Genomic DNA, 12,128 nt, shown 5'->3' with positions numbered 1-12,128 from the left:
TGCACCAACGCGGCTCGCCCGGTTCGATAACGTCGGGGTACTCAGGCGGACGGTTCATGGCGCAACCACCATTGAAGTGGCCGGCAGGGTGCTGACCAACTGGCAACCACACGCGCAACGATGGCCGTGCAGCGCCACAGGCTTGCCGTCCATGGTTGAACCCGAAGCGCCTTCGATAATGTGCGTAATGCCATGCAGGTTGCAGCGAACTTGATCATCCACGCAGGCCACTGGTTTGCCGAAGGATTTGTAGTGCCCCGACAAAACCTCACCGCCAAACGGGTGCAGTGGGTCGCCCATGCGTACGAGAGGCAGCATCAAACCACCTCGCGCTCAAGTTCGAAAAGACTGCCCGCCTCGCGCAACATGGCGCTGGTCCGCTCAATCCGTTGCCGATAATCGTCCAGCGCGATCTGGCGCTTTAGCTCGGCCGCCACCTGCCCCACGTGAGCGGTCGGTTGCAGGAGCTTCTCGGCACCCGCCAAGAACGGCAACGCCACGCCCCGCGCCTTGTCGATGACCTGATAACCGATGGTCGGCCCACCGATGCCGACGGCCAATCCACCCAGCCCTCCCGCCACGCCTTTTCGCTTGATACCGTATACCGTCGCCCCGGCTATCATCGCCACACCCAACACTCGGCCGGCTACCACCACCGGCGAAAGATACCGACTGTTGTCGTTGCCGAAATAAGTCATGCGGTAAAAGAAATAACCCGCCCACATTTCCCGCGTTTTCAAGGCGTCGTGCATGAACCAGGCCCGCGAGTCGTGAATCTGATCATCGAACAACGCTACCAGCAACGCCATTTGCGGGTCTGCGCTGGGGGTGCCGCGAGCGTCCCGAAACAGTAGCTTGCAGCGCTGCTCACCCGCCGCCTTGATGGCGGCGTGATCCTGGGTCTCATCATCGGAATTGAGCAGATATATCGCGTCGCGCAACAACACGTCGGTGATAGTGCCTGCCAGGCTGCTTTGCTCACGCTTCTGCCCGAGGTAGTCGCTCTTGAATTCGGCTGCGGCCTGGCTGAGCTGGGTCTGGTCGACCTGCGGCTCATAGATCGGCGGGCCGGGGTAGTTCGTCGCAGCTTCGGGGGTTTTCAGCCGCAGGTTCGCGAGATTTTTTTTATGTTGGTCGTAAGCCTTGCGCTCCTCACTGGCCTGATAAGTCGTAGTTTCCCTGGCCTGACTGAAAAAAGGCTGATGTTTGTAGCTGTCGTTACCGCCGTCGCGATCATTGGCAAAACGGCCTATGCGCCAACCGGTGATCCAGCCCAGTTGATCGGCCAGTACATCTTCCACGGGCGCATTCAGCCGCAGTGGCTGGTAGAGCCAAGGGGAGTCATGGGTGGGTTCGTCGGCGTTGATGCCGGGTAGGGTTTTGCGCCAGGCGTTGAAGCGTTCAGATACCAAACGATCTATATCAAACTCCGTGATGTTAGCCTCCGACATAACGCGCCACGATTTCTCTAACTGCAATGTTTTTGGCAACACTAATTCCGGCACCTGCAGGGGGGCACCAGCAGCGAAGGCAACTGCATAAAGGTCATGCAAAACGACCTGCGAAACCAATTCCTGAGTACCGCCGCGGGCCTTACCTTGGTCGTTTTGCGGATAACCGCCGCCAACATCGGAATGCACACCGGGATACACCACTTCATAGGTGTTGTCCGGGTATTGGCCATCCTCGTTACGGATCGAGTCGAGCGGGAAACACGAGCGCTGCTCGAAGCCTGCGACAAAATGTCGGCAACACTTGACCAGGCCAGGAAAACGCTGGGCATCCGGGATGAGTTGGGTATCATCGGCCCAATCCATATGCCCGGCGAAAAAAGGTGCCGCATGGGCGATGCCCACCGAAGCAACGGTGTCCAGTAGCCCGAGAAATTCGACACTTACCGGCAAGCCAATCAGACATTGCAAGGGCTGTTCGGCCCCCGTCGGTGTATCGAACAACTGGCTTAGCCAAGTGACAAAAGTGCGTGCTTCTGCCGCTCCGCGCGAGAAACCGTACACATACAATTTGACCGCCAGTACGCGGGGCTTGGCCAACTCTACTAGCGCCTGCAAGGGCTCGAGCAACTGGCTCATCGTTCGCCGTCGATTGCCCAGACCCAGGCCACTCATCAGTGGTGCTTTCCAGGTGCTCATGGCCTCGACGGCACGCTTCCTTTCAGCGTTAGACACATCCTGATCGGCCAAAGCGGACTTCAGAGCATGTGCCAAAGAAACCAGCGCCCAGTTGATTCGATCTTCACCACCCGTTGCATATTTCAATCCACCCTCGCTGTAGTCCAACTCACCTATCTCCGGAAAAGCGGTTCCAACTCCCGGCATGTAATAAGAGAAATAGCCATTTTTTTCTGCAGCTTCGCCTCTCAGGGCAGCATGAAAGAGCTTGGCAACATTGCTGGGGTGTTTTTTCTTGGTGTCGTTATTATCGTTATTATTAGTACCGTCGAAAAACAGACTAATATGGAGGCTATGGCAACACTCAAAATACTGCTTCCGCCCATTACGATTGACCAGTTGACGAAATCGATTTTCCTCTGCGGTCTGCATCTCATAATTAGCAACCACTTTGGTGATATCACAAGGCAGACGCCCTTCCGAGGGGAACCCTGGCGGCGCCCAAGCAGCTGCCTTTGAAATTTTTTTCATTTCGGACATACAGCTGGCTCCTGCAGACCCTTAGGAACTTTAATCGGATAATTTGACGAGCCATGAGCCCAACATGAAGTAGTCACCTCCACCTGATTACAAGTTAAGAAATGGACCTTAAGATCGCAGGACTCCGTACCAAACCATTGAGGAATATCCACTACTACTCTGTTACGCTGGTAATTTTCTCTATGCTTAGCTTGGGACAATCGGTATCCATCAGTACCTAGAGGAGACCACTTTGAATATGCATACGGATCAGGATCAACCTCCCACTCGATCGTGGCTTTCAAACCAGGCCTCCATACAACTGGCATAATAATGCAACACGACCGCCCACCTCCTCCGTCTGCCCGATAACCATTCACCGAGAGCCAGTTGATAGCCCCCGTAGTATGGTTAATCGCTTGTATATTTCCTCCCACCATCTGACTATCCGCGGAGGAACACCCGAACAACATCAAGCCCAAAAAAACAGATAAACATTTAAATAGCTCTTTGCAAACTATAAACCTCATAACACCCCCTCTCAAACAGCATCAGGCTTATACGCCAAGCTCATCAACCCTACACACAGCCAGGAAGTTTTCATCACGCAGATATCCGACACACCAATAATCTCTGATAACTTTATTTTGATGATCGCTACACAACATCACGGTATCGAACAAAAAAAACCTACCAGCATGCTGAACATGGCAAACTCTCTCAAAGCAATTTTTTAAATGTTTTCCCGATCTTGCGGGCACGTCGAACAGTCGATACACCTTCATAGCTCATGATTTCCTCTTTACGTACTCAGTCAAACTCCCAAAGTAGTTTTCCTGACTAGCCTGTACGGTGACCGAATACAAAGTAGCGAAACGCTGTTCCTGGCTGGATTCCAAGTAATTAAAGTTCCCACCATCCAACAGTTTCTGTGCATCACTGATACAACCAATCAGTTCACATTGCTGATCATCAAGGTCGATCCAGGTCGGTATTGCGATAGTATTTTTCTGCGGCTGCGCAATACCCTCTATCCACTGCGACTGATCATCCCGATCCAGCCAACCCCAGTAGCACGCAACTTTTAAGTATTCGACGCGCTGGACGTCTGTCAGGATCGAAGACATCAACAAGGGAAAGATTCGTGGGTCGTAATAACGCAACAAACCAGACTCCCCACCCCACTTCATTTGCGACAGGGCTTGCAGTGCATGACTCAATGACTTGAACGATAACGGTGAGATCACCACCAGCAAGCGAGCATCGATGGCGCAGTGGATCATCAGTTCTTCCAGCCAGGCTTTGTGTTGCCAATGTGCCAGATCAAGACGCATTAACAGCGGTGCCTGATCCAGCAAGTTCTCTTCCGGAGTACCGCTAAATAATGAAAACCACGGAACTTCAGGCCTCAACGTCTTCAGCGCGGGTACAGCACAGTTGTTCCAATCCGATTGGTCGAGCAGCAAGTCGACCTGTTGTAGACCCAGGCTGGCACATACCTGCTCGATCTGATCTTGCCATTCCGTTGGTGTTGCCATCTTCATATTCCCCATCAACCTTCGCGCATAAGTAAACCGACCGCATTTTTCCGAGCCTTTTCCAGGCACGCCTTGCACACCGACTGCGGCAACTCACGCAAAGGAAAGCGCTGGCTGGTCGTGGTTTCCCAGACGTGTTGGCCTTTAAGGTTGAGCTTGCCCGGGGTGTGGATGTCGATGGCTCCGGTTGGTGTGATGCGGATATACCCGCCACCACACGCCAAGGTGATGCCGTTTTTAGCCGTCAGTTGCAGATGCCCCTGTACGGTCTGCAGGGTGATGTCTTGCTGGGCAATCAGATTCAACACGTCGTTGTGGGATTCGATTTCCAGCGGCCCCTTGCCGGACACCAGGCGCATGCCTTCCTGCTGGGCAAGCAGGGAAATGGCCTGATTCGCATGGACGGACAGCCGTTGAGCGGCAGCCAGGTTGATCTCATCGTTGCTTTGCACATACATCGCCTCGCCGCTTTTGAGCAGCAGGCTTTCAGGGGTTACCGCGCCAATGCCCTTGGGCGCACTGAGTAGGATGGCCGAGGCGTTCAGGTCTTTGGCGTGGTCTTGGAACTGTTGCAGACCATCAATGGCGGGTTTGCGACTGCGATGAGACTGGGCGATTGCCTGCCAATCAGCGATTTGTTGTGTGGCTCCCGCGACCAGATCGGCGGCTGGCGCCATGGTGAGCACATCACCAGAAGCCTTGGCCTGTATATCCGCACTGATGAACAACCCTTTGCCTGCACGAATGCTCCCCCAACTATCCGTGCGCAGCTCAAACCCTTCCCCACGTTTTTTACGCTGACCATCTACCAAATGCCCCAGGTTCAGTTGGCTCTTACCACTGTGCTCAGTACTGACCTTGATATGCTCCCGCCCCCGCGTGTCATCCATCCGCAGCTTGTTATTCGCCGGGGTACGCAGCACGTTGCGTTTGTAGTTACGCAAGGTCACATGATCGACATGCTGGCTATCGTGCAACGCGTGCGCGATGTAGGGCCGGTCCGGGTCGCCCTGCTCGAACGCAATCGCCACTTCGGTCCCTGCAATCAACGGCAGGTGCAGGCCGTGGGTATCTCCGGCGTAGGGTCGGGCCAGGCGTAGCCATAGGCTTTCTTCGCCGGGTTTCCAGGTGTCGCGGTCGAACAGGAAGTTGACCTTGTAGCGCCCTTCGAGGTCGATGTGGCCGTAGGGGTCGTTGGCCTGTGGGCTGGTGACGCGGGCCGGGACGGTGCCGGCGATTTGGGGTTTGGGCTGCAGTGCGGGGCGAAAGCACACGGTGTCTGAATAGGGTATGGCCTGGAAGGTGGCGACCAAGCTGCTGTCGCGGGCGGCGGTGGTGGTCAGGCCGGTGATCACCGCGCCCGGTGTGAAGGCTTCGGGCGCGCCGCCGGTGATGTGCAGCACCTGCCCCGGCGCTAACGTGGCGCTGCTGGTGATGCCGCTGAGTTGGGTCTGGGCGTTGAGGTAACGCTCGTGGCGCAGGCGTGCGTAGAAGTAGCCGCTTTCACTGAGCAGGTCTTCGTCCTGATCCAGCCGGTCGCCGAGGGTCGTGTAGGGCTCGGCGTAGTGGTAGGCCTCGCCGTAGGTGCCGCTGGCGCCGCGGCTCTGGTCGATCTCGCCGCTCAGGTGGGCGCCGGCGTCGCGGGGGTGGTAGGCGCGGATATGCACCTGTTGTTCGACCACCTGGTGGTTCGATTGCAGGTGCCACACCGCGTCCTGCCCGCTGCTGCCCAACCCGGATTGCGGGCGATACGGCAGCGCGATGTCGAACTGGTAGAGGCGCTGATCGTCGCAGAACTCGACCACATCGATACCCAGGCGTTCGTCGCTGGTGAAGCGGTACCAGATGCCGACGTCGGCGAGCAGGCGGTCGATGAAGGCCAGGTCGCTCTCGCCGTATTGCATGACCTGCTCGCGCCTGGGGTAGTCGCGTTTCAGGCTGAACAGAAAGTCCTGGCCTTCAAAGTCGTGGCGGCTGCGCAGGATGCTTTCGACGATCTGTGGCACGGATTGATGCTGGTAGATGCGAAATTGTCTGCCTTGGCCGAGCAGAGCCAGGCGCGGCTGCAGAGTGAGTTCATAACGGGCCTGGTCGTTCGAGCCGGACTGGCGCTTGAAGCCGGTGACCACGCCGTGCAAGGTGCGCAGCGGTTTGACCGCGGGCGCGCTGAAGCCTGAGGCCGGTGGTTTTTGCGGGGCGGCGTGCAGGCTGAAACGGGCGTCCTGGCCAAGCAGGGTTTCGGCGGCGAGGTCACGTTCGGTGCTGGTGAATTCCACGCGATAGGTGAAGGGTTGGCTCAGGTGTTCGCGGCCTTCAAAGGCCAACACGTCGAGACGGGCTTCGATGTTGTGCACACTCAGGGTGTGCCGGCCATGATCGAAAAGAACCCTCGGCAGTACGCTAGAAGTCATTCCCTTTACTCCTGGACGCGAAAGCCCAGAGAGTAAAGATTTGTTATCGGTGATTAATGTCGGAAGATTCGACTTTACAAGAGCGACACTTCCCGATCTGGTTTTAGAGCCTAAAAACTATCGATATGTCGATAATCCAAATACAGGTGCTGAGCCAGTTCTCGCGCCCTCCCCAACCGAATCGGCCCGCGCTCGATGTCGACCAGCAACCCCGGGCACTCCAGCGATGGCAACGCGGCAATCTCCTTGAGTCGCCCGTCAGTCACCACCAGCAACCGCTGCTGTTCGGTGGGGAAACGCGTTCTGCGTGCCACCAGCCATTGCGCCGCCTCGCCCAGCGCGGCCAACAGCGGCGTACCGCCACCCGCGCCGAGCTGATCGAGCCAGCCAGCCAGGCTTTTCGCGGCTTTCAGACCCTGCACCTGCCACTTCGGCGACTGCCCGCTCGCCGTCAGCAATGCCATGCGCGCCCGCTGGCGGTAGGCGTCATCCAACAGTTGCGCCAATAACCCTTTGGCATCGGTCAAGGCACGATGCCGCCGCGTCGACGCCGACGCGTCGACAATCACCAACCATAACTCCTGGGCCGAGCGGCTGCGCAGGTGGAAACGCAGGTCCTCACGAGACTGCGGCCGCCCGCCGAGCAAGGTGCCCGGCCAATTGATCGAGCCCTGCTGCGCGTCGCGCGACTTGCCGTGCCTGCCTTTATCCAGTCGCCCCGCCTTGGGCCGGGCATCCGCCCCCGCGTCAGGTCGGGGGCAGATGCCTAAGGCTTTTTTGGCCAGGCGGGCACGTCTCGGCGAGCGCCCGTGGGCAAGGCCGGTGCGGGCATATCGCCCCACTGGCCTTGGCCGGGTGAAGTATCGGACGCTTGAGGCGCCTGGCCCTCATGGTTGGGCGGGCTGGGCGGCGGGGACTGCGCCTGGCGACGATGGCGCAAAGCAAACTCGGCCACGGCTTCGATATCTTCCTCGGCGATGGCGGTCGCGCCGCGCCAGGCTGCATGCGCTCTTGCGCCACGCAACCAGACAAGGTCGGCGCGCAAACCATCCACGCCCGCGGCAAAGCAGCGTTGGGTGATCTGTGCCAGCGCCTCGTCATCCAATGCAATGGCCTCGAGACAGGCCCGCGCCCGGGTGCAACGCTCGCGCAGGGCGGCCTGCGGTTCGGCCCACAGCGCGCAGAAGGCCACGGGGTCGCTGTCGAAGTCGAGGCGCCGGCGGATGATCTGCCCACGCTCGGCCGGCACGGTTTGCCCGCTCAAGGCCACATTGAAGCCGAAGCGGTCGAGCAACTGCGGACGCAACTCACCCTCCTCCGGGTTCATCGTGCCGATCAGCACAAAGCGCGCAGGATGCCGGTGGGAGATACCGTCGCGCTCGATCAGGTTGGTGCCGCTGGCGGCCACGTCCAGCAACAGGTCCACCAAATGATCGGGCAGCAAGTTGACCTCGTCGACATACAACACCCCACCATCCGCCTTGGCCAGCACGCCGGGTGAAAACTGCGCGCGGCCTTCGCCCAATGCCGCATCCAGGTCCAGGGTGCCGACCAGGCGCTCTTCGGTGGCGCCCAACGGCAAGGTGACGAATTGACCGCTGGCCAACAGGTCCGCCAAGCCACGTGCCAGGGTGGACTTGGCCATGCCGCGCGGGCCTTCGATCAGCACGCCGCCGATCTTCGGGTCGATGGCGGTCAGGCACAGCGCGAGTTTCAGGTCATCGGCACCGACCACGGCCGACAGCGGGAAATGGGGAATATCAGTCATCAGCTGTCTTCTTCTATATCCAGCAACAGGTTTTCCAACGCCTCGCGATACGCCCCCGGCGCTTGCCACATGCCACGCTGCTGGGCTTCGAGCAGGCGCTCGGTCATGTCCCGCAGGGCATCAGGGTTGTGCTGTCGCACAAAGGCGCGGGTGTCGGGGTCGAGTAGGTAGGCGTCGGCGAGCAAGGCGTATTGGTGATCGTCGATCAGCGCGGTGGTGGCGTCGAAGGCGAACAGATTGTCCACGGTTGCCGCCATCTCGAACGCACCTTTATAGCCATGACGCTTCACGCCTTCGATCCACTTGGGGTTGGCGGCGCGGGCACGGATCACCCGGTTCAGCTCTTCCTTCAAGGTGCGGATCTTCGGCACGTCCGGCTGGCTGTGGTCGCCATGGTAGCTGGCAGCCTTATCGCCGCTCAGGGTTTCCACGGCGGCGAGCATGCCGCCCTGGAATTGGTAGTAATCGTTGGAATCGAGCAGGTCGTGCTCGCGATTGTCCTGGTTTTGCAGCACCGCCTGCACCTGGCTCAGGCGTTGGGCGAATTGCCCGCGGGCGGCGGTGCCCCCGTCGGCGCCACCATAGGCGTAGCCACCCCAATTCAGGTAGACCTCGGCCAAGTCCTCGCGGCTTTGCCACAAGCGACCGTCGATCGCGCCCTGCACGCCCGCGCCATAGGCACCCGGCTTGGCCCCGAAAATACGCCAGCCCGCCTGTTTCGCCGCCGCGGCCTCGTCCAGGCCGGACTCAAGCAACGCCTGGCGCTCGCAACGGACCTTGGCGGCCAGCGGGTTCATATCGTCAGGCTCGTCCAGCGCCGCCACCGCTTGTACCGCCGCATCGAACAGGCGGATCAGGTTGGCGAAGGCATCCCGGAAGAACCCGGACACGCGCAAAGTCACGTCGACACGCGGGCGGTCCAGCAGGCTGATCGGCAGGATTTCGAAGTCGTCCACCCGCTGGCTGCCCGTGGCCCACACCGGGCGTACCCCCATCAGGGCCATGGCCTGGGCGATATCGTCGCCGCCGGTACGCATGGTCGCGGTGCCCCACACCGACAGGCCGAGCTGGCGCAGGTGGTCGCCGTGGTCTTGCAGGTGCCGCTCGAGAATCAGGTTGGCCGACTGGAAACCGATGCGCCAGGCAGTGGTGGTCGGCAGGTTGCGCACGTCGACGCTGAAAAAATTGCGCCCGGTGGGCAGCACATCCAGACGCCCCCGGCTCGGCGCGCCGCTTGGGCCCGCCGGCACGAAGCGGCCGCCCAGGGCATCGAGCAGGCCGCGCATTTCCGCCGGGCCGCACCCATCCAGGCGTGGCGCCACGACACTGCGCAGGCTTTCGATGACGGATTTGACGTCCTCCCAACCGGGCTCTTCCAGCTGTTCCAGCGGCCCCGCCAGCGCCTGTTCGATCAACCGTGCAGCGTACAGCTCCAGGCGCTCGCGGGTATCACCGGCGGTGCGCCACCGCTGTGGATCGATGGTTTGCAACACCTCCGGGCAGCGTCCGGTCCAGGGTTCGGCGAGGGCGCAGTCCAGCGGGTCGAAACCCAGCTCGAAGGCCTTGGCCAATACCCGTAACAGGCTCGATTGCGCGCCTCGGCCGTCGCCACGCGGGATACGCAGCAACGCGAGCAAGGTGTCGATACGCAAGCGGCCCTGGGGCGACTCGCCGAAGATATGCAGGCCGTCGCGGATCTGCGATTCCTTCAGGTCACACAGGTAGGTATCCAGGCGCGGCAGCCAGATCGCCGCGTCGGCCTCGCTGTCCAGTTCAAGCTCCTGGTCGATACGGGTTTCGCGCACCAGCTTGAGGATGTCCTTTTGCAGCTCGCGGGCGCGGCGCGGGTCGAGCAATTGCGCTTCGTAGTATTCGTCCGCCAACAGCTCCAGGTCGCGCAGCGGCCCGTAGGTTTCGGCACGGGTCAGCGGCGGCATCAAGTGATCGATGATCACCGCCTGGGTGCGCCGCTTGGCCTGGGCGCCCTCGCCCGGGTCGTTGACGATAAACGGATAGATATTCGGCAGCGGCCCGAGCAGCGCGTCGGGCCAGCAATTTTCCGACAGCCCGACGCCCTTGCCCGGCAGCCATTCCAGGTTGCCGTGCTTGCCGACGTGGATCACGCCGTGAGCGCCGTAGGTGTGGCGCAACCAGAAATAGAACGCCAGGTAAGCGTGAGGCGGCACCAGGTCCGGGTCGTGGTACACCGCGCTGGCGTCCACCTGATAACCGCGGGCCGGCTGGATGCCGATAAACGTCAAGCCCAGGCGCAGGCCGGCGATCATCAGGCGGCCATCGCGGCACATCGGGTCGTTGTGCGGCGTGCCCCAGCGTTCCAGCACCGCCTGGCGGTTGGCTTCGGGCAGGCGCTTGAACATCGCCTCGTAGTCGTCCAGGCCCAGGCTTTGGTGGCACGGGCGCAGGTCGAGGTTGTCCAGGTCGTTGGTGACGCCACCGAGCAGTTCGTGGATCAACGCGGTGCCGCTTTCCGGCAGGACCTGCGGCAGCGGATAACCCTCGGCCTGCAAGGCCCGCAGGATATTCAGCGCCGCCGCCGGCGTGTCCAGGCCGACGCCGTTGCCGATGCGGCCGTCGCGCGTCGGGTAGTTGGCCAGGATTAGGGCGATGCGCTTGTCGGCATTCGGCACCCGCGCCAGTTCGACCCAACGGCGCGCCAGTTCAGCGACAAAGTCCATGCGCTCCGGCGCTGCGCGGTAGCACACCACGTCCGACTGGCTACGCTCACTGCGCCAGGCCAGGTCCTTGAAGCTGATCGGTCGGCTGATGATGCGTCCGTCCAGTTCCGGCAAGGCGATGTGCATCGCCAGGTCGCGCGGGCCGAGGCCTTGTTCGCTGGCCTGCCAGGCGGGTTGGTTGTCCTGGGCGCAAATCGCCTGGATCACCGGGATATTGCGGCGAAACGGCCGCAAATGCGGCGCTTCGGGGCTGGACTGGGCAAAGCCGGTGGTGTTGAGAATCACCGCCGCCCCGACCTCATCCAGCCAGTCCTCGACCGCCGTCAGGCAGCCAGGCTCCTTCAGACTGGCCACTGCCATTGGCAACGGATTCAGGCCCGCCGCCTGCAGACGCTGGCAGAACACATCGATAAAACCGGTATTGGCCGCTTGCAGATGGGAGCGGTAGAACAGCACCGCCGCCACCGGGCACTCAGGATTCCAATCCAACTGCCAGTCGTTGAGGCACGCATGGGCTTTACGCGGGTGATAAATCGCGCTGCGCGCCAGGGTTTGCGGCTCGGCCCAGGCATAGTCGCGGCCCAGGTAAGCGCTGGCCAGGCAGCGATAAAAATCCAGCGCATTACCCAGGCCGCCCTGGCGCAGGAACTGCCACAGGCGGTCACGCGCTGCGGCATCCACGGTGCTGAGGCCGCTGAGTTCCGGGTCGGGGCGGTCATCCCCCGGCACCAGGATCAGCGTGACCCCGCGCTCGGCCAACGCCACCAGGCGCTCGACGCCGTAACGCCAATAGCCGATGCCGCCGTGCAGGGAAATCAGGATGACCTTGGCGTGGCGCAGCACTTCATCGACGTACAGGTCCACCGATGCATGGTTCTGCACCTGCATCGGGTTGGCCAGGCGCAAGCTCGGGTAATCCTCGGGCAACTGCTGGGCCGCTTCGGCCAGCAGCGCCAGGCTGGAATCGCCGCTGCACAGGATCACCAGCTCGGCGGGGGTTTGCCCAAGGTCGGCAATGTTGTCGTCCGCGACGAAACCGCCGGGCTGGGTCCTGAGCAGGTGCATGG

At 60.9% G+C, this 12,128-nt stretch carries 8 protein-coding genes; all 8 read right to left on the bottom strand.

The features are described from left to right. Positions 1-54: 54 nt before the first annotated feature. The 8 genes from C5F70_RS07750 to cobN all read right to left on the bottom strand — a co-directional run bounded on the left by C5F70_RS07750 (position 55) and on the right by cobN (position 12,126). Positions 55-318 (bottom strand): PAAR domain-containing protein, encoded by a 264-nt coding sequence (locus C5F70_RS07750; protein ID WP_079443631.1) that lies wholly within the window; start codon positions 316-318, stop codon positions 55-57. Next, the gene (locus tag C5F70_RS07745; protein WP_104903041.1) at positions 318-2,669 is read right to left on the bottom strand and encodes a DUF2235 domain-containing protein; all 2,352 of its coding nucleotides are present in this window, start codon (positions 2,667-2,669) and stop codon (positions 318-320) included. The genes C5F70_RS07750 and C5F70_RS07745 overlap by 1 nt, the downstream gene beginning before the upstream one ends. Continuing rightward, the gene (locus C5F70_RS07740; protein ID WP_104903040.1) at positions 2,657-3,178 is read right to left on the bottom strand and encodes a DUF3304 domain-containing protein; all 522 of its coding nucleotides are present in this window, start codon (positions 3,176-3,178) and stop codon (positions 2,657-2,659) included. The genes C5F70_RS07745 and C5F70_RS07740 overlap by 13 nt, the downstream gene beginning before the upstream one ends. Before the next feature lie 258 nt (positions 3,179-3,436). Next, on the bottom strand, positions 3,437-4,192 hold the full coding sequence (locus tag C5F70_RS07735) for a DUF4123 domain-containing protein (protein WP_104904543.1): 756 nt from the start codon (positions 4,190-4,192) through the stop codon (positions 3,437-3,439). A gap of 8 nt (positions 4,193-4,200) precedes the next feature. Next, positions 4,201-6,597: a type VI secretion system Vgr family protein gene (locus C5F70_RS07730; RefSeq protein ID WP_104903039.1), complete on the bottom strand. Its 2,397-nt coding sequence runs from the start codon at positions 6,595-6,597 to the stop codon at positions 4,201-4,203. A 110-nt stretch (positions 6,598-6,707) separates the two neighbouring features. Next, positions 6,708-7,310 carry a VWA domain-containing protein gene (locus C5F70_RS07725; RefSeq protein ID WP_104904542.1) on the bottom strand — a complete coding sequence of 201 codons (603 nt, stop codon included), beginning with the start codon at positions 7,308-7,310 and terminating at the stop codon, positions 6,708-6,710. A 53-nt stretch (positions 7,311-7,363) separates the two neighbouring features. After that, on the bottom strand, positions 7,364-8,365 hold the full coding sequence (locus C5F70_RS07720) for an ATP-binding protein (protein ID WP_104903038.1): 1,002 nt from the start codon (positions 8,363-8,365) through the stop codon (positions 7,364-7,366). After that, complete coding sequence (gene cobN, locus C5F70_RS07715; RefSeq protein ID WP_104903037.1) at positions 8,365-12,126, bottom strand: cobaltochelatase subunit CobN; 3,762 nt, start codon at positions 12,124-12,126, stop codon at positions 8,365-8,367. The genes C5F70_RS07720 and cobN overlap by 1 nt, the downstream gene beginning before the upstream one ends. Positions 12,127-12,128 lie beyond the last annotated feature (2 nt).

Origin of the sequence: Pseudomonas sp. LH1G9 (genome assembly GCF_002949975.1) — a bacterium.
Taxonomy (GTDB): domain Bacteria; phylum Pseudomonadota; class Gammaproteobacteria; order Pseudomonadales; family Pseudomonadaceae; genus Aquipseudomonas; species Aquipseudomonas veronii.
The sequence above is the reverse complement of the archived record's forward strand: the minus strand, read 5'-3'. Positions and strand labels throughout refer to the sequence as shown.

Bases quoted from the DNA above. Each gene is read 5' to 3' on its own strand.
- C5F70_RS07745 (WP_104903041.1), bottom strand. From the start codon at position 2,669: ATGTCCGAAATGAAAAAAATTTCAAAGGCAGCTGCTTGGGCGCCGCCA.
- C5F70_RS07720 (WP_104903038.1), bottom strand. From the start codon at position 8,365: ATGACTGATATTCCCCATTTCCCGCTGTCGGCCGTGGTCGGTGCCGAT.
- C5F70_RS07750 (WP_079443631.1), bottom strand. From the start codon at position 318: ATGCTGCCTCTCGTACGCATGGGCGACCCACTGCACCCGTTTGGCGGT.
- C5F70_RS07740 (WP_104903040.1), bottom strand. From the start codon at position 3,178: ATGAGGTTTATAGTTTGCAAAGAGCTATTTAAATGTTTATCTGTTTTT.
- C5F70_RS07735 (WP_104904543.1), bottom strand. From the start codon at position 4,192: ATGAAGATGGCAACACCAACGGAATGGCAAGATCAGATCGAGCAGGTA.
- C5F70_RS07730 (WP_104903039.1), bottom strand. From the start codon at position 6,597: ATGACTTCTAGCGTACTGCCGAGGGTTCTTTTCGATCATGGCCGGCAC.
- cobN (WP_104903037.1), bottom strand. From the start codon at position 12,126: ATGCACCTGCTCAGGACCCAGCCCGGCGGTTTCGTCGCGGACGACAAC.